The organism is Myxococcus sp. NMCA1 (assembly GCF_026810205.1).
Lineage (GTDB): Bacteria > Myxococcota > Myxococcia > Myxococcales > Myxococcaceae > Myxococcus > Myxococcus xanthus_A.
This window is the reverse complement of the sequence record NZ_CP113950.1, coordinates 2,788,077-2,804,750: the sequence shown is the minus strand read 5'-3', so window position 1 is coordinate 2,804,750 and position 16,674 is coordinate 2,788,077. Positions and strand designations below refer to the sequence as shown.

Here is a 16,674-nt window from a genome sequence, read left to right as displayed (position 1 = left end):
GCGAAATGAAGGGGAGGTCTGAATGAGATGGCTGAGCGCGCGCCTCACGGGCGTACTGGTGGCATGGGTGCTGGTGGCGCCGCTGGCGGAGGCGGCGAACCGGAAGCAGGAGGTGGACCGGTACATCCGTGGGTTCCACCAGAAGGGCATGTTCAATGGAACGGTGCTCGTGGCCCATGAGGGAGGCATCCTCCTCAAGAAGGGCTACGGCTCCGCGAACCTCGAGTGGAAGGTGCCCAACGCGCCGGACACGAAGTTCCGCATCGGCTCCATCACCAAGTCCTTCACGGCGACCGTCATCCTGCAGCTCGTCGCCGAGGGAAAGCTCCAGCTCGATGACCCCATCACGAAGCACCTGCCGAACTACCGGAACGACACCGGTGGGCGCGTCACCATCACCCACCTGCTGAACCACACCTCCGGCATTCCCAGCTACACGTCGGCCCCCCATTTCCGGGCCGACTCGGTCAACCCCTATGGCGTCGCGGAGTTCGTGAAGAAGTCCTGCAGTGGCGACCTGGAGTTCGAGCCCGGCACGAAGTACGCGTACAACAACTGCGGCTACTACCTGCTGGGCGCCCTCATCGAGAAGCTCACCGGCCAGACGTATGCGCAGGCCGTGCAGGCGCGCATCTTCGGGCCGCTGGGCATGAAGGACTCCGGCGATGACGTCACCGCCACGGTGCTGCCCAAGCGCGCCAGCGGCTACACGGCCACGCCGGGTGGGTACGTCAACGCGCCCTACCTCGACATGGGCCAGCCCTATGCCGCCGGCTCGCTGTACTCGACGGTGGAGGACCTGTACCGCTGGGACCGGGCCTTCTACGGCGACACGCTGATGCCCGCGGAGCTCAAGCAGAAGATGCTCACCCCGGGCCTTCAGCACTACGGCTTCGGCTGGGCCATTGCCCCCGTGCAGCTGCATGACGGCAAGACGAAGCTCCCAGGTATCTTCCACAGCGGCGGCATCAACGGCTTCTCATCCCTGCTGGTCCGCGTGCCCGAGCGCAAGGAGGTCGTCATCCTCCTCGACAACGCGACCCACGGCGACCTCCAGGAGATTGCGGGCGGCGTGCTGAGCATCCTCCATGGCATCGCCCCCCGGCAGGCCCGGATGCCCATCGGCACCGTGATGATGGAGTCTCTCGGCAAGAACTCCACCGCCGAGGCCATCGCCAACTACCGCACGCTGAAGAAGACGAAAGAAGCCCAGTACGACTTCAGCGAATCGCAGCTGAACACGGTGGGCTACCACCTCTTGCGCGGCGGGCGCGTGGCGGATGCCATCGAGGTGTTCAAGCTCAACGTGGAGATGTTCCCCAAGGAGGCCAACTGCTACGACAGCCTCGGCGAGGCCTACGCCGCCCACGGCGACAAGGAACAGGCCATCGCCAACTACCGCAAGTCCCTGGAGCTGGACCCCAAGAACGAGAACGCGGTGAAGATGCTCAAGGAGCTCGAGCAGCCCGCCGCGACGCGGTAGGCCGCGAGCCTTCCGAAGAAAGCACCGTACCGGGTGCCGCCAGCGTGGGCGGCACCCGGAAGCACGCCAGGGACTACTTCCCCTTGGCCTGCTCCTTCGTCCACGAGTCCTTCAGCGTCACCGTGCGGTTGAAGACGGGCTTGCCCGGCTTGGAGTCCTTCGGGTCCACGTAGAAGTACCCGGTGCGCTCGAACTGGTAGCGCGACTCCACGGCGGCATCCGCCAGCATCGGCTCGACGCGGGCGTCGCGCAGCGTCTGGAGGCTGGCCGGGTTGAGGAACGTGGTGAAGTCCTTGGACTCGTCCGTGTCCGGCGCCTCCACGGAGAAGAGCCGGTCATAGAGGCGGACCTCCGCGACGGGCGCGTTGCCGGGCACCCAGTGCAGCGTGCCCTTCACCTTGCGGCCGTCCGGCGCGTTGCCGCCGCGCGTGGCCGGGTCATACGAGCAGCGCAGCTCCACCACGTTGCCCGCGGCGTCCTTGATGACCTGCTCGCACTTGATGAAGTACGCCGAGCGCAGCCGCACCTCCTTGCCGGGCGCCAGCCGGAAGAACCCCTTCGGCGGGTCCTCCATGAAGTCGTCCGCCTCGATGTACAGCTCGCGCATGAAGGGCACCTGGCGCGTCCCCATCTCCGGCTTCTGCGGATGGTTCTGCACCTCCAGCAGCTCCGTCTGCCCCTCCGGGTAGTTCTCCAGCACCACCTTCAGCGGGCGCATCACCGCCATGGCGCGCGGGGCCGTCTCGTTGAGGTCCTCGCGGATGCACAGCTCCAGCAGGCTCATGTCGATGAGCTGCTGCGCCTTGCCCACGCCCACGCGCGTGGCGAAGTCCCGGATGGACGCCGGCGTGAAGCCACGGCGGCGCAGGCCGGTAATCGTCATCATCCGGGGGTCATCCCACCCGGTCACGAAACCCTCCGTCACCAGCTTGAGCAGCTTGCGCTTGCTCATCACCGTGTAGTTGAGGTTCAGCCGGTTGAACTCGTACTGGTACGGCCGGTCCCCGCTGATGAGGTTGCCGACAATCCAGTCGTACAGCACGCGCCGGTTCTCGAACTCCAGCGTGCAGATGGAGTGGGTGATGCCCTCGATGGCGTCCGACAGGCAGTGCGCGAAGTCGTAGAGCGGGTAGATGGGCCACGCATCGCCGGTGCGGTGATGGTGCGCGTGACGGATGCGGTAGATGGGCGGGTCGCGCAGCACGGGGTTGGGCGACGCCATGTCGATCTTCGCCCGCAGGGTGTGCTGGCCGTCGGAGAACTCGCCCGCGCGCATGCGGTGGAACAGGTCCAGGTTCTCCTCCACGGAGCGCTCGCGGTACGGGCTGTTGCGCCCCGGCGTGGTGAAGTCGCCGCGGTACTCGCGAATCTCCTCCGGGGACAGGCTGCACACGTACGCCTTGCCCTGCTTGATGAGCTGCACGGCGAAGTCGTAGAGCTTCGGGAAGTAGTCGGACGCGAAGAACTTCCGGTCCTCCCACTCGAACCCCAGCCACTTCACGTCACGCTGGATGGCCTCGACGTAGTCGGTGTCCTCGGTGACGGGGTTGGTGTCGTCGAAGCGCAGGTTGCACGTGCCTCCGTATTGCTGCGCCAGCCCGAAGTTGAGGCAGATGGACTTGGCGTGGCCGATGTGGAGGTAGCCGTTGGGCTCGGGCGGGAAGCGGGTGTGCACGCGGCCCGCGTGCTTTCCCGTCCGCTGGTCTTCCTCGATGATTTCCTGGAGGAAGTTCAGGCCCTGCGTTTCGTTCGTCGTCGTCATGATGGGGGCGAATCCTCGTGAAGCAGCCGGGGGCCGGCAAGGGATTCCTACCTCATGTGCCGCCCGGCCGGGCCTCCGGGACGAAGGTGGACGCCCCGAAGCCGTGCAGGGGAACCCCCGGCGGGGGCACATTTCATCCCTCCGTCCGGAAGGCGGGGGACCGGGCCCCTCCCCCTCTGTCAGAGCGACGAGAGCAGGGACTCCCAGGCCTTGAGGGCGCGGTCGGCGGACAGCTCCTCGGAGCGGCGCCGGGCCCGGGCGGACAGGTCGGCCCGGTGCACGTCGTCCTGGACGATTCGCGCCAGGGCGTCCGCCAGCGCCTGGGGCTGCTCCATGGGAACCAGGACGCCGTGCTTACCGTGCTCCAGCACCTCCGCGGGACCGGAGGGGCAGTCGGTACTGACCACGGGGCAGCCCAGGGCCAGCGCCTCCAGCAGCACCATGGGCAGCCCCTCGAAGCGCGAGGACAGGGCGAAGGCCGCCGCCCGCCGCATCAGCGCATGTGGGTTGGGCGCGAAGCCCGGCAGGAAGACGGAGTCCTCCACGCCCAGGGACTTCACCAGCGCCTTCAGCTCCGCCTCCAGCGAGCCTTCCCCCAGGATGAGCAGGTGCTGGTCCACCCCGGCCTGGCGCATCAGCGCGTGGCTCCGGATGAGCACGTCGAAGGCCTTCTGGTGCTCCAGCCGGCCCACGGCGATGACCACGGGCTTGCGGAAGATGGGCTCCGCCCAGGCCGGCAGCGGCTGCGCACCGGCGGCGCGCACCCGGTCGCCGTCCACGAAGTTGGGGATGACGTGGAGCTGCTCGGGCCGCACCGGCACCAGGTCCTGGAAGGCCTTCGCTGAATCGTGGCCGCAAGCGACGATGCGGCTCATGCGCGGGTAGAGCCACCGCAGGCCCCAGAGCTGCCGCCGGGGCTGCTCCAGGTGGAAGGCGCCCCAGTCGAAGTGAATCATGCCCACCACGGGCTTGCGCAGCAGCCGCCCCGCCAGGCACGCCAGCAGCGCCGCCCGGCCCTCCTGCCCCGCGACGATGACGTCCACGTCGCGCGACTCGCGCACCAGCCGCCAGAAGAAGCGCGGCAGCATGCCCCGCCGGTACTCGAAGGCGTCGGTGCCCCACACCACCTCGGTGCGCTGCGGAATCCGGTCGCTCTGGCTCTTCGGATGGGGCCGGTGATGGAAGAACATCTTCGTGTCGAACCGGCTGGGGTCCAGCCCCGTCAGCACGTTGCACACGGACCGTTCGATGCCGCCCGAGCCCAGGAACACCAGCGTGAACAGCACCCGCTTCCGAGCGGCTACTGGAGGCGCCTCGCCCTGTGTCGTTACGAGCATCACCCGCACTCTCGCGTGCTTCGAGACACCGCGGTCCAGGACCTTCGGAGTGACAGGACTCCCCCCGGCTCCAACCTGACCCACCCGCGGTGTAACCAACTTGCATTCGCTCCGCCACCCCCACGGCTCAGCTAGGGTTCGCTTTATTCCAAGCCAATCCAAGATATCCGTGAAAACACGTACTCAATTCCGCTGTCTCATGGCGTTGGCGCCCCTCTGCGTGTTGCTCGCCGCGGCGGGATACCTCGGGGTCAACGGTCATCGCATCGGCCAGGGCCTGCTGCATCCGCGGCCCATTCCGGTGACACGTCCCCCGGCGGAGCCGGTGTTGTCGCCGCTGGAGGACGTGGCCTTCACCACGTCCGACGGGGTGCCGCTCAAGGGCTGGTACGTTCCTTCACGCAACCGCGCCGCGGTGGTGCTGGTGCACGGTTTCGCGGACAACCGCGCGCAGCTGCTCTTCGAGGCCCGGACGCTCGCGGGCGCGGGCTACGGCGTGTTGCTCTTTGATTTGCGCGCGCACGGCGAGAGCGGCGGCGACACGGTGACGTGGGGAGACCGGGAGCGGCGCGACGTGACGGCCGCGCTGGATTTCATCTCACGGCGCCCGGACGTGGACCCGGGACGGTTGGGCCTCTTCGGCTTCTCCATGGGTGGCACCACGTCGCTCCTGGTCGCCAGCGAGGACGCGCGGGTGAAGGCGGTGGCCGCCGCGGGGGCCTATCCCGCGCTGGAGGCGGACATCTACGCCGGCTATGGCCGCTGGGGTGCGCTGAGCGCGGAGCCGGTGCTGTGGACCCTGCGCCGCGCGGGCGTGACGGTGGACGCCGTGCGCCCCATTGACGGGATGTGCCGGCTGGGCGGCCGGCCGCTGCTGCTGATCAACGGCGACGTGGACCCGGACGCGCCCGCGAAGCTCCAGGCCAGCCTCTTCCAGGCCGCGTGCGAGCCCAAGTCACTCTGGGTCGTCGAGGGCGCGGGCCATGGCCAGTACGCGCGCGTGGCGCCAGAGGAATACGCGCGCCGGCTGCTCCAGCACTTCGGCGCTGCGCTCCAGGCCCTGCCTCAAGCCTCCTCGGGCGGCGCCACCCAGTGAGGCGCCGCATCCAGCGCGGGCCGCTCCTCCAGCAACTCGTGCGGACGGAAGGCGCCCTTGTAGCGCAGGGACGCGCAGGCCAGCACGCGGTAGCCCAGGTAGACGTGGGGGATGCCCCGCGCCTTCGCCAGCGCCACCTGGTGCAGCACGTTGGCCGTGCCCAGCGACAAGTGCGCATAGGCGGGGTCGTAGAAGAAATACACGGCGCTCCAGGCGCGCGGCGTCTCGTCGCAGATGCCCACGCCCACCAGCCTGGATCCGCCCTCCGCGCCGTCGTCGTACCACGCCACCTCGCGCGCGGACGGGTGCGGGTAGGAGAACTGGAGCGAGTATTCGCGCACGGTGATGGGTGACGGCGCCCACTCGCGCGCGGCCTCGCGCTCCGAATGCCACTGGCGATACAGCGCCAGGCGCGCGTCATCCACACGCGGCGGCCCCACCTCCACGCGCAGATGCGCGCACGCGGCACGCGCCCGGCGCTGGCTGCGGTTGGGCTGGAAGCCCTCCACGGGGATGCGCAATGACACGCAGGCATGGCAGTCCACGCAGGCGGGCCGGAAGTACACCAACCCGAAGCGGCGCCAGCCTCTCACCAGCAGGTGCTCGTACTCCTCCGGCGTGACGTCCTCCAGCACGAGGTTTTCGAGCGAGGCCTGCCGCTCCGGCAGGTAGCTGCAGGCCCGGGGCGGCTCGACTTCGTGTGCCAGGAGGAACGCCATGTGTGGCCTGTTCCTGTCGCGCCCGCTGTCCGGCGTCAAGTCTGACCCGGTGTCTCGAAGCCTCCGCTTCCGGGCAGACACCCGCTTCTCAGAGGGAAACGCGTCGTCCGCGGCACACCCGTCTGCCCAGCTGGCGGGCTGGCATGACGTCTGCACAACCAACGGCCAGCCTCGCGGAGTCGAGGCAGGAGGATGACCATGGCCCGCCACCGCACGCAGCCCTCGCTGAACCGCCTGTCGCACTGGGATTTCGGTCGAGCGGACAGGCAGGTCCGTGCGGCCACTGGCAGCCATGACTGGGTGGTCGTGAGCACCACACCCCCCTCCCGTCCGAGTGGGAATCGCCAGAATTCGGACATTCCTGTCCTACTTGCGGCGGTCCGGGCACAGGTCGAGTGCGACCCGGAAGAGGCGCTTGGAGTGGATTTCGACCTGGAGTTCGCGAGCTACTGATGTGACGGGGCGGCGCGCGGGCGGGCGGCTTCTCAGGCGTGGCCGCCAACGCGTATAAGTCCGCTATGTCCGTCATTGACGTCTCGGTGGTGATGCCCACCCACAAGCGGGAGAAGGAAGTGGTGGAGGCCATCCGCTCGGTCCTCCGCCAGGAAGGGGTGAACGTCGAGGTTCTCGTCCTGGACGACACACCCGAGGGCACGGCACGCGAGGCGGTGGAAGGACTGAAGGACGAACGGGTCCGCTACCTGGTGAACGACCCGCCGTCGAAGGGCCGCCCAGCCGTGGTGCGCAACCACGGCGCCACGCTGGCCCGCGGCCGATACCTGCACTTCCTGGATGACGACGACATGCTCGCCGAGGGCGCGCTGCACGCCATGGTGAGCGCACTGGACGCGCGGCCGGACGCGGGCGTGGCGGTGGGCTGGGTGGTGCCCTTCGGCGACGACGCGGACTGGCTCAAGGACAAGAGCACCTACTTCGAGTGGGCGGCCCAGGTGGGCGCCAGCACCCCCAACAGCGCGTGGACGGTGGCCCACATCCTCTTCCGCGGCACGCTGTATGTGAACTCCGCGTGCATGGTGCGCCGCGAGCACTTCGCCCCGCTGGGCGGCTTCGACGCCAGCATCCCCGTCTACGAGGACGTGGACTTCTACCTGCGCGGCATCCGCGCGTTCGGCCACGTGTACGTCAACCGGCCCATCCTGCACTACCGCACCGGCCGGCCGTCGCTGATGCACAACCTGGGCAAGGACGGCACGCTGGTGGTGCAGTCCAACGAGATGATTCACGGCAAGTACCGCAAGACGAACGGCATGCTGGAGTACCGCCTCATGCAGGCCGCCCTGCGGGTGCTGCCCTTCGAGGTCGCCCGCCGTCTGCCGCTGCGCCTGCGCAACCAGGGCCGCGTGTCATGAGCCTCAAGAGCCGGCTTCTCGGGACGGCCAGGCGCCAGGTGAAGCAGACGCTGCGCCCGGTGCTCCAGCGGGCCATGGCCCCCGCACGCAACCACATTCCCGCCTCGCACTGGGGCCTGCGGGACGTGCCCGGCCAGGGCCTGAGCCTGGAGGGCGTCCCGCTGGCGCAGCTGGTGGAGCGCTGGGGCTCGCCGCTGCACGTGGTGCACATGGCGGCGCTGCGCCGCAACGCGGAGCGCTTCCTGGCGGTGCCGCCGGGGCGCACGGGCGGCTGTGAAGTCTATTACTCGTACAAGACGAACCCGGTGCCCGGCGTGCTGTCCTTCCTGCACGGCCTGGGCGTGGGCGCGGAGGTCATCTCCGCCTACGAGATGTGGCTGGCGCTGAAGCTGGGCGTGCCCCCGGAGCGCATCGTCTACAACGGCCCGGTGAAGTCGGAGGCCTCCGTGCGCGAGGCCATCTCCCGGGGCATCCAGCTGCTGGCCGCCAACCACGCGGAGGAGATTGCCGTCTTCGCCCGGCTGGCCGCGGAGCTGGACCGCCGCCCGCGCGTCGCCGTGCGAGTGACGACGAACAGCGGCTGGTCCGCGCAGTTCGGCACGCCCATCGCGGGAGGCGCCGCGCTGCGGGCCTACCAGCAGGCGCGCGCGTCGAAGCACCTGGACGTGGTGGGCCTGCACGCGCACCGCGGGGAGACACTCCGCACGGAGGGCGACTTCACGGCCTTCGTGGAGTCGGTGCTCGACTTCACGGACACGCTGCACCAGGAGCTGGGGTTGGATTTGGAGGTGCTCGATTTGGGCGGCAGCCTCAACACGCCCACCGTCGAGCACATCGCCGAGCGCGACTGGCGCCTCAACCTCACCTTCTTCCGCGACGTGCCCGCGCCCGACCCGGCGGCGTCGTTGTCCATCGACCGCTACGTGGCGCTGGCGGTGGAGATGGTGGAGACGCACTACGCGCGGCGCGGCCGCCAGCGTCCCCGCATCTTCCTGGAGCCGGGCCGCGCCATGACGGGCGACACGCAGCTGCTGCTGGGCCGCGTGCACGCGCTCAAGGCGGGGGAAGACAGGACGTGGGCGGTGCTCGACGCTGGCATCAACCATGCCGAGTGCGTGCGCAACGAGTACCACCAGCTCTTCCACGTGAACCGGCCGGACGCGCCGGCCGACAAGGTCTACACGGTGGTGGGCCCCATCTGCACGCCGGGCGACACGCTCTACCACGCGAAGCGGCTGCCCGACCTGCGCGTGGGAGACACGCTGGCCATCATGGACGCGGGCGCCTACTTCGTGCCCTTCGCCACGTCCTTCTCCTATCCCCAGCCGGCCATCATCGCGCTGGAGGACGGGAAGGAGCGGCTGCTGCGGCGCGCGGAGACGTTCGATGACCTGGTGACGTTCGACGCGCTGGACAGCCGCGCCGCGCTCACCGGTTGAGCACCATCATCCGGATGAAGGCCCGGGGGTGGCGCGCGGAGCCGTAGAGAATCTGCGCCACCTCCACCGCGGTGGGCATCAGGTCATCCGAGTCGATGAGCGGGTCCACCGCCACGTCCCGGTGTGACGCCAGCCAGCTCCGCCACTGGCGGGCCTCGTCCTCCGGCAACGCGCCGGACAGCCGCTGGAGGTTGAGCAGCATCTCCAGCGCGATGCGGTTGCAGAACACCTCGCCGTTGCCGCGCCAGTCACGCGCGGCCCGCAGCTCGCGGCGCAGGGCGTCCCGGTCCCCCAGCGCGGCGTGGTAGGCCAGCAGCGGCAGCGGCAGGCCCCGGGCGATGTCGAAGCCCATCTGCCCGTAGAAGCGGGGGTTGAAGTCGATGAGGAGGAAGTCGTCCTTCGTCTGGATGAACTCCACCTCGAAGACGCCGTGGTAGCCCAGGCGCTTGCACAGACGCTGGAGCCCCGCGGCCAGCTCCTCGCGCACCGGAGCAGATTCAAAGCACACGCCCACGCCCAGCCGCCGCGGACGCTGGAGCACCTTCATGGCGCCGCGCACCTCGAACAGCTCGCCCGTCTCGTCCACGAAGCCGGAGAGGCTGTAGATGCCCTCCGCGGCCTCCGGGTGGAACTCCTGCACCATGGGGCGCGACACCGCGGGGTCGAAGCGCACCAGCATGGGCGCGTACCCGTCCCGAGAGAAGGCGCGGTACTCCTCCGCGAGCTGCTCGGGCGCCTGCACCGGCTGCCCCTTGCGGTGGGTGGAGTAGAGAATCTGCGTGGTGGGCTTGATGAGGACCGGGAAGCGCGCCTCGCGGGACACCACGTCCAGGTCCGCTTCCGATTCGGGGAACCAGGTGCGCGGCAGCTTCAGGCCCACCGCCTGGCCCGCCTCGAAGAGCTTGCGCTTGTTGAGCAGGCCGTAGACGGCGTCGACGCCCGGGTCGTAGAGGTGGAAATACTCCGACAGCGCCTCGCGGTGGACAGACACCAGCCACGCCAGCTCATCGCTCGTCGGATAGAGCACGTGCCGCATCGGCTCGCGGCGGCCCAGGTCCATCAGCCACTCGACGAAGGCCTCGGCCTGGGACTCCGGAGGACACTGCACGCGGCGGCCCACGAAGCGAGACCAGCTCGCGGGCCCCAGCTTGCCGGGGTCCGCCACCGTGACGTCAATGCCATTGCGTCCGAAGCAACGCGCGGCCGCGAGCGTGCCGTAGAAGCCCGCGGAGAAGAGCAGCACGGACGGCCGGCCCTCCATTCGAACCTGGGGTGCCTGCTCCAACATGACGGTGTCGTTCTCCCGCTGCGTTCCCGGCACGCCTCACGCGAAGGAGAGGAGGTGCCGTTTCAAGTCCTGGTCGCGCGAAGGATAACCGCACGCCACCCCACTTGGCTTCCCTCGGCTGCGCCCTCTCCTTCTCTGAGAAAGACGCAGCCCACTGTCGTCAAAAACAGACACCCCCCTTGGACCTCCAAACAACGTAGCCCTGGGACAAGAGCCACGGGTCGGTCTCCACTCCCTCCATTCGTGCGGAGAGCCCCAGCGCGGCTTCACGAAACGCATCGGGTGGGTGCGTATGGCCCATGGTCCGCGCCTGCTGCCAAGCGGCGCTCCATGCGGAGAAGAAGTCATGGATGGGCTCACCCGGACGTACCCGGCGGCGCAAGTCCCGGGGCAGCCAGTCCCGGAAGAGCATGGGCGCGAAGCCGAGGCTGAAGTCGGTGTGGAACAGAAGCGCTTCGCGCAGCGGCAGCTCCGCGCCATCCCCGACGCCGCGGCGCAGCAGGTGCGCGGACATCACCGCGCCCGTCGCGTCCGCGCTGCCCTCCACCAGCAGGCCCGACGGCAGCAGGTAGCGGGCCAGGGTGCGGTGCACCTCGGGGACGCGCTCGAGGGGGCCCTGACGGAGCAGGTTCATGGCGCGCACCAGCCGGGCGGGCTCGTCGGGACGAAGGGGCAGCGCGAAGCCGCCCTCGCGGAAGGACGTGCGGGCATCCGCGTCCACCTGTGCCGCCCGCGCGCGCTCCGCGTCCAGTTCCACGCCCACCACGGCGAGCTCCGGGTTGAGCGCGCGAAAGGCCTGGGCGCTCTCCAGCGTCGTCCACGGGTGCTCGCCGAAGCCCACGTCGACGAAGACGGCGTGGGCCCAGGGCCCGTCACGGCGTTCGAGCAACAGACGCTCGAAGCGGCACAGGTACGCGTCCAGCGCGCGCAGGCGTCCGCGCGACGTCCTTCCCCGTGTCTTCGTGTCCAGCGGTGGCATGGTGCGCTCTTGGGTGAGTCTGGCGTGGCCGTCAAGCCCACCCCACTCCGTACCACCCCCGATTTTCGCCGGACGCGGCGGCCCCCTAGAGTGGGCCTAACGTGGAAGCCTCGTCCCCCCAGGCATGCCCCCGCTGCCGGTCCCCCCGCGCCGCCGGGCCGGAGTGCCCCCGCTGCGGCATCATCTACGCCAAGGCGGAGGCCCGAGCGGCGCGGCAGCGCGAGGAAGCCGCCACGGTGGCGCCCGGGGTGCCCGAGGAACCGCCGCCGCTCGTCGACCCCGCATGGCTGGCGACGCCCGACCTGCGCCCGGACGTGCTGCCACTGGAGACGCCCGCCTGGGCCGGCGATGCCGAGGAGGCCGCGTTCGAGCACCGCCTGCGCACCTGGGCCATCCCCGTGGCACTCCTGGTGTCCTACGTGGCGCTGAACGGCAACTTCAGCGCCTTCGCGGCCCGGCTCATCACCATGCCGTTCCATGAGCTGGGCCACGCCATGACGGCCTGGTTCTGCGGCCGGTCCGCGTTCCCCACGCTGTGGAAGACGGCCATCTTCGGCCGCTCCTACGTCCTCGCGCTGATGCTCTCCGCGGTGCTGGGCGCGTGGGCGTGGTGGGGGTGGAAGCGCCGTCAGTGGCTGTGGGTGGCCTGCGGCGCGAGCCTGCTGGCGCTCCAAGCCGTGGGCACGCTGCTGCTGTCGCCGCAAACGGTGGACATGCTCATCACCTTCAACGGCGATGGCGGGATGATGGTGCTGGGCACGGTGATGATGTTGACCATCTATGCCCCGGCGGGCAGCTACCTCCACAAGCAGGCCCTGCGCTGGGGCTTCCTGGGGCTCGGCGCGCTGTCGCTCGTGGATGGCTTCCTCACGTGGTGGAAGTCGAAGAAGGACTTCAACGCCATTCCCTTCGGCAAGACGGAAGGCGTGGGCCTGAGCGACGCCAGCAAGCTCGTGGGGATGCCCCACAACTGGGGCGAGCACCAGCTCATCGGCAGGTACCTCACGCTGGCCACCGTGTGCCTCGTGGTGGTCGCCGGGGTGTACGTGGTGCAGCTCGTGCGCGGCAGGGCCCGGCTCGCCGCGCGCTGAGTCCCGAGCGCGGCGGATACGTCACGCCGCGTTGCCGAAAGGCCACACGAAGCCGGGGTGGCGCACCACCTCCGGCGTCCGCGCCCCCTTCCAGCGCAGCGACTCTCCCGGCCGCAGCACCAGGGGATTGGGAGCGTCCTTCATCGTCCGCCGGACCTCGGCGAGCCGCTCCGGGTAGGGGTCCGCGTCCGGATTCTCATCCAGGTGGCTGGCGCCGCTCACGGGCTCACCGGGATAGCCCGCGTAGCGAGGTCCCATGCCCTCACGCCAGTACCAGGGCGCCCCACCATCCGCACAGGGCACCACGTAGCGCGCGCCCAGCAAGGCGCCATAACGCAGCGCCTCCTCCGGCCCGGCCATGAGCCGCTGCGGCGCCCTCAGCATCGCGCGAGGGACGTTGACCAGGAACGCCTCCAGCGTGGTGAAGCCGAAGAAGATGGGCGCCAACCGGAAGCCTCGGACGCCGCAGAAGAGCACATCCACCGGGGCCTCGCGGCGCACGCGCCGGCACACCGCCGCCATGTCCCCGCGCACGTCGTGCCCCGAGTCCGCGAAGAACGCCGCGGAGAAACCGGGCGCCCGCACCAGCCACGCGTTGCCCTCGTTGAAGAGGTCCGGGTACGGGCCTTCACCATCCGTGGGCTGCTCGCCGTAGAACGGCAGCGCGCTCACGGTGACGTCGCCGACCAGCCGGGACTCGCCCCAGCGCAGGGGCTCCACCCGCGTGAAGCCCAGCTGCGCCAGCCGCAGGGCACAGTCCGTGGAGAACAGGCTCTCACGCGCCACCGCCGGCACGAAGATGCGCGTGTCGCGAGGCAACTGCAGCAACGAGCCCAGGTGGAAGTGGTCCCCATGTGAATGGGTGATGACCACCGCGTCCACCCGCCCCACGTCACGGGGCTGCATCGGCGGATAGCCCGGCGCGTCCACCGCGCCCTCGGGCCGGAAGTACGGGTCCACCAGCACGCGTCCCTCACGGCCCGCGACCAGCACCGTGTTGTGCCCCACGAAGAGCGCGCCGGGCGCGGGCACCTCCACGGGCGCCTCATGGCGCACGAGCCAGCCCGCCTGCCCCAGGTCCGCCACCAACTCCGCCAGCACGGGCAGCGCCGCGAAGGCCCGAAGCTCCGCGCGCGTGGCGCCGCGCGCGAGCGCCGCGAAGAAGTCCGCCACGGCGGGCCACTCGGACGCACGCACGGGCACATCCAGGCCCAGCTCCTCCTGGCGAAGGTGCAGCACGCGCGGCCGGTGTCGCGTGGCCTCCGGGAACAGCACGTCGGGACGCAACACGCGTCGGCCCATGCGCCGCTGCTTGCCCACGCACAGCGCGGCGTAGCGGGGGGTGTCCTCCAGCCAGCGGACCAGCGCCTCCGCATCGTGCAGCGAGCCCTCGCGCCCCAGCGTGGCGACGTGCCGCTTCAGCGGGAGGAAGGCCCGGCGGACAGGACGCGCGGTGGGGCCCTGGATGCTACAGCCCAGGTCCTCGTGGTGGTCGGCCTCCGTCCGGGCCGAGGCGAGCACGGCCAGGCTGACGCCCCGGTGCAGGGTGAATCGCATGGCGGCGGATGTTGCCACGCGTCACGCGCGGTGCGGCGTTTCTCCAACGTCCTGGCGAGCGGGCGGACCGTCCCCCTCACCCGACGGCCCAGGTTGTGACAGGAGCGTGGAAGGCCGGTACCCTCTGCCTCCGAATGTCATTGTCAGCCCCCTCGCTCCCCCCGGAGCCCCCTCCCCCGTCCTCGGGTGGCGCCCTCGCGGAGCCCTCCCAACGTCGCTTCCACTGGCTGCCCCCCGTGGGGACGTGGAAGTACCACCTGCTGCTGAGCGCGGTGGCCCTGTTCGTCCTGGGACCCCTGGGCGGCATCGCCGCCTCGTACATGAACTTCAGCGTGGGCTTCTTCGTCGGCGGCCAGGTGCTGGCCGGCATCCTCGGCAGCGCCGTCACCTACGGGTACGGCGCGGAGGGCAAGCACGGCGCCAACTACATGCAGACGATGGCCGCGTCAGTGGCCTCGCTGTGCGCCATGTCCGTGCTCATCCAGTCCATGGTGTGGCTGGGCATGGAGATGCCTCCGGCCTGGCAACTGATGCTCTTCGTCGGCTGCGTGGGCATGTTCGCCGTGGGCGTGGGCATGCTCTACACGCCCCTGCTCGTGGACAAGCTCCAGCTCGACTATCCGTCCGGGCTGGCGGTGGCCAACATCCTGCGCGCCCTCACGGACAAGCGCCTGCTCAAGGCGTCCATCTCCAAGCTGGGCGGCGGCACCCTGCTGGGCGCCCTGGCGGCGTGGATGACGGAGAAGGTGGCCTTCGTCGCCTCCATCGGCACCAGCGCGGCCACGCTGGGCGCGGGCATGATTGTCGGCAGCCGCATCACCGTGCCCGCCATCGTGATGGCCGTCATCGGCTTGGTGCTGGTGCCCACCCTGCGTGAGATGGGGTGGCTGGGCCCTCAGGACCCGTTCCGCAAGATCGGCTTCGTCATCGGCCTCGGGATGATTTGCGGCGCGGCCGCGGTGGACCTGTCGCTGCTGGCGGTCCAGGCGGCGAAGCGCATCCGCGAACGGGCCTCGGCGAAGGACGAAGAGGAGGAGTCCTGGAAGAAGGTCAACATCCCCCGGCTGCTGGCCTGGGTGGGTGTCTGGGGCGGCGCGACGCTGCTGGTGGGCACGCAGGTGCTGAATCAGCCCGTCGGCTGGCTTCTCTTCGGCATGCTGCTCGCCCTGCTGTTCGTGCTCATCAACGGCATCTCGTTCGGCATCACCGACCAGAACCCCATCTCCAGCGCCTTCGTCATCTCCGTGCTGATGATGTCCATGATGGGCCTGCGCGTCCCGCTGGTGGGCATGATGGCCGCCACCATCCTGCTCATCTCCACTTCGGTGGGCTGCGATATGCAGCAGGACCGCTCCACCGGCTGGCGCCTGGGCACCAACCGCGTCACCCAGTTCCGCTACCAGGTGCTGGGCGTCATCATGGGCGCGCTGCTGTGCGTGGGCCTGGCGCGCGTGTTCATGACCGCCTACCCGGCGCTCACCATCAACCAGCTCGACAACCCCAACGCCGAGGTAGGCCAGTGGGGCTCCGCGATGACGTACAAGCTGGTGGGCGCCATCCGTGACCTCGGCTCGCTGTCGCAGGCCGTCGTGAATGCCCTGCTCCTCGGACTGGCCATCGGCTTCGTCTACGAGCTGCTGCGCAAGGTGGTGCGAGGCAACGCGCGCTACCAGCAGTACGTGAAGGGTTCGCGCCAGGGCTTCGCCGTCGGCTGGACGGTGGACGCCATCCTGCTTCCCAGTCCCTACGCGTCGTCGTTCGGCGGCTTCGTGGCGTTCCCGGTGTCGCTGTGGTTCGGCGCGGGCGGCATCGTGACGTCCGTCTGGAACACGTTCTCCAAGCGTGGAGAGCCGGCGGTGAGTGGCAGCCCGGGTGAAGGCGAGGCCCTTCCGGAGGACATGAGCACCATGTCCCTCATGGGCGGTGGCCTCATCGCCGGTGAGTCGCTGTTCTTCCTCATCGCCGGCCTCATCGGACTCGCGTCGCTGTTGGCGTAGCAACACCAGCACGGGCCCTCCCATCGGGACGAGAGAGCGCCGGGTACAATCGCCCGCGCGCTCTCTCAGTCCTGCCTGGAGGTGTCCCCATGAAGCACGCTCTCGCCGCGCTGCTGGCCGCCGTCAGTCTTGCTGTTCTGGGATGTGGAAGCACGGAGGCCCTCGACGCGGAGGAACTCCCGCCGCCCGAGGACGCCGTCTCCCAGATGGCCGTCTGCACGGCGCAATGTGCCTACGGCCCCGCGGTCTCCTGTTCTGGAACAAGCTGCTCGTCCACGGACAACCACGGCGTCACGTGCGACGGCATGTTCACCGCCTGTCCGCCGGTTCCCAACAACTGTCCCGGCAATCTGCCCGCCTGCGATGACATCGAAGGCGCGACCTGCCCTCGGTCCGGCATCGAGACGCAGTGCTGCAGGGTGGACTCCATCACCACCTGTGCGTGCTTTGGCATTTCCACATCCCCCCGCAGGTGGCTGTGCTTGAACTGAAGCGGCGTCCGGGGCCGAGTTGACAATTCTCCGCGCCCCTCGCATCTTCTTCGCCGTGAGCTTCG

The 16,674-nt window shown here is 69.5% G+C and carries 14 protein-coding genes; 8 read left to right on the top strand and 6 right to left on the bottom strand.

Going from position 1 to position 16,674, the window contains the following annotated elements; genetic code table 11:
* Positions 1-22: 22 nt before the first annotated feature.
* Positions 23-1,483: a beta-lactamase family protein gene (locus OZ403_RS12130; RefSeq protein ID WP_268784279.1), complete on the top strand. Its 1,461-nt coding sequence runs from the start codon at positions 23-25 to the stop codon at positions 1,481-1,483.
* 73 nt (positions 1,484-1,556) lie between these two features.
* Here the strand turns inward: OZ403_RS12130 and OZ403_RS12125 are convergent, their stop codons facing one another.
* A complete protein-coding gene (locus OZ403_RS12125) occupies positions 1,557-3,245 on the bottom strand; it encodes a glutamine--tRNA ligase/YqeY domain fusion protein (RefSeq protein WP_140789666.1) in 1,689 nt (562 codons plus the stop codon).
* A gap of 179 nt (positions 3,246-3,424) precedes the next feature.
* Positions 3,425-4,582: a glycosyltransferase gene (locus OZ403_RS12120; RefSeq protein ID WP_140789664.1), complete on the bottom strand. Its 1,158-nt coding sequence runs from the start codon at positions 4,580-4,582 to the stop codon at positions 3,425-3,427.
* A gap of 199 nt (positions 4,583-4,781) precedes the next feature.
* Here OZ403_RS12120 and OZ403_RS12115 point away from each other — a divergent pair, with 199 nt between their 5' ends.
* Positions 4,782-5,678, top strand: a complete 897-nt coding sequence (locus tag OZ403_RS12115) for an alpha/beta hydrolase (RefSeq protein ID WP_140789662.1) — start codon at positions 4,782-4,784, stop codon at positions 5,676-5,678.
* Here the strand turns inward: OZ403_RS12115 and OZ403_RS12110 are convergent.
* Complete coding sequence (locus OZ403_RS12110; RefSeq protein WP_140789660.1) at positions 5,648-6,397, bottom strand: arginyltransferase; 750 nt, start codon at positions 6,395-6,397, stop codon at positions 5,648-5,650. The genes OZ403_RS12115 and OZ403_RS12110 overlap by 31 nt on opposite strands.
* Positions 6,398-6,595: 198 nt before the next feature.
* Between OZ403_RS12110 and OZ403_RS12105 the strand changes: the two genes are divergently transcribed.
* From OZ403_RS12105 to OZ403_RS12095, 3 genes are all read left to right on the top strand, one after another.
* Positions 6,596-6,850 (top strand): hypothetical protein, encoded by a 255-nt coding sequence (locus OZ403_RS12105; protein WP_140789658.1) that lies wholly within the window; start codon positions 6,596-6,598, stop codon positions 6,848-6,850.
* A gap of 65 nt (positions 6,851-6,915) precedes the next feature.
* On the top strand, positions 6,916-7,767 hold the full coding sequence (locus tag OZ403_RS12100; protein ID WP_174258729.1) for a glycosyltransferase family 2 protein: 852 nt from the start codon (positions 6,916-6,918) through the stop codon (positions 7,765-7,767).
* On the top strand, positions 7,764-9,206 hold the full coding sequence (locus tag OZ403_RS12095; protein ID WP_140789654.1) for a pyridoxal-dependent decarboxylase: 1,443 nt from the start codon (positions 7,764-7,766) through the stop codon (positions 9,204-9,206). The genes OZ403_RS12100 and OZ403_RS12095 overlap by 4 nt, the downstream gene beginning before the upstream one ends.
* Here the strand turns inward: OZ403_RS12095 and OZ403_RS12090 are convergent.
* Together OZ403_RS12090 and OZ403_RS12085 are read right to left on the bottom strand one after the other, a co-directional pair.
* Positions 9,196-10,494 carry a carboxylate--amine ligase gene (locus tag OZ403_RS12090; RefSeq protein WP_328285540.1) on the bottom strand — a complete coding sequence of 433 codons (1,299 nt, stop codon included), beginning with the start codon at positions 10,492-10,494 and terminating at the stop codon, positions 9,196-9,198. The genes OZ403_RS12095 and OZ403_RS12090 overlap by 11 nt on opposite strands.
* Before the next feature lie 160 nt (positions 10,495-10,654).
* Positions 10,655-11,473, bottom strand: coding sequence for a methylase (locus OZ403_RS12085; RefSeq protein ID WP_268784277.1), 819 nt, complete (start codon positions 11,471-11,473; stop codon positions 10,655-10,657).
* A gap of 101 nt (positions 11,474-11,574) precedes the next feature.
* Here OZ403_RS12085 and OZ403_RS12080 point away from each other — a divergent pair, with 101 nt between their 5' ends.
* Entirely contained in the window at positions 11,575-12,564 is a 990-nt protein-coding gene (locus OZ403_RS12080; RefSeq protein ID WP_268784276.1) for a hypothetical protein, read from the top strand.
* A 21-nt stretch (positions 12,565-12,585) separates the two neighbouring features.
* Here the strand turns inward: OZ403_RS12080 and OZ403_RS12075 are convergent, their stop codons facing one another.
* Positions 12,586-14,121 carry an MBL fold metallo-hydrolase gene (locus OZ403_RS12075; protein ID WP_268784275.1) on the bottom strand — a complete coding sequence of 512 codons (1,536 nt, stop codon included), beginning with the start codon at positions 14,119-14,121 and terminating at the stop codon, positions 12,586-12,588.
* 236 nt (positions 14,122-14,357) lie between these two features.
* Between OZ403_RS12075 and OZ403_RS12070 the strand changes: the two genes are divergently transcribed.
* Positions 14,358-16,118: an OPT/YSL family transporter gene (locus OZ403_RS12070; protein ID WP_174258727.1), complete on the top strand. Its 1,761-nt coding sequence runs from the start codon at positions 14,358-14,360 to the stop codon at positions 16,116-16,118.
* 89 nt (positions 16,119-16,207) lie between these two features.
* Entirely contained in the window at positions 16,208-16,609 is a 402-nt protein-coding gene (locus OZ403_RS12065; protein ID WP_268784274.1) for a hypothetical protein, read from the top strand.
* The last annotated feature ends 65 nt before the right edge of the window (positions 16,610-16,674 follow it).

What these genes read in the sequence shown, in the direction of transcription:
- OZ403_RS12130 (WP_268784279.1), top strand. Translation starts at nt 23, where the DNA reads ATGAGATGGCTGAGCGCGCGCCTCACGGGCGTACTGGTGGCATGGGTG.
- OZ403_RS12125 (WP_140789666.1), bottom strand. Translation starts at nt 3,245, where the DNA reads ATGACGACGACGAACGAAACGCAGGGCCTGAACTTCCTCCAGGAAATC.
- OZ403_RS12120 (WP_140789664.1), bottom strand. Translation starts at nt 4,582, where the DNA reads ATGCTCGTAACGACACAGGGCGAGGCGCCTCCAGTAGCCGCTCGGAAG.
- OZ403_RS12115 (WP_140789662.1), top strand. Translation starts at nt 4,782, where the DNA reads ATGGCGTTGGCGCCCCTCTGCGTGTTGCTCGCCGCGGCGGGATACCTC.
- OZ403_RS12110 (WP_140789660.1), bottom strand. Translation starts at nt 6,397, where the DNA reads ATGGCGTTCCTCCTGGCACACGAAGTCGAGCCGCCCCGGGCCTGCAGC.
- OZ403_RS12105 (WP_140789658.1), top strand. Translation starts at nt 6,596, where the DNA reads ATGGCCCGCCACCGCACGCAGCCCTCGCTGAACCGCCTGTCGCACTGG.
- OZ403_RS12100 (WP_174258729.1), top strand. Translation starts at nt 6,916, where the DNA reads ATGTCCGTCATTGACGTCTCGGTGGTGATGCCCACCCACAAGCGGGAG.
- OZ403_RS12095 (WP_140789654.1), top strand. Translation starts at nt 7,764, where the DNA reads ATGAGCCTCAAGAGCCGGCTTCTCGGGACGGCCAGGCGCCAGGTGAAG.
- OZ403_RS12090 (WP_328285540.1), bottom strand. Translation starts at nt 10,494, where the DNA reads ATGTTGGAGCAGGCACCCCAGGTTCGAATGGAGGGCCGGCCGTCCGTG.
- OZ403_RS12085 (WP_268784277.1), bottom strand. Translation starts at nt 11,473, where the DNA reads ATGCCACCGCTGGACACGAAGACACGGGGAAGGACGTCGCGCGGACGC.
- OZ403_RS12075 (WP_268784275.1), bottom strand. Translation starts at nt 14,121, where the DNA reads ATGCGATTCACCCTGCACCGGGGCGTCAGCCTGGCCGTGCTCGCCTCG.
- OZ403_RS12065 (WP_268784274.1), top strand. Translation starts at nt 16,208, where the DNA reads ATGAAGCACGCTCTCGCCGCGCTGCTGGCCGCCGTCAGTCTTGCTGTT.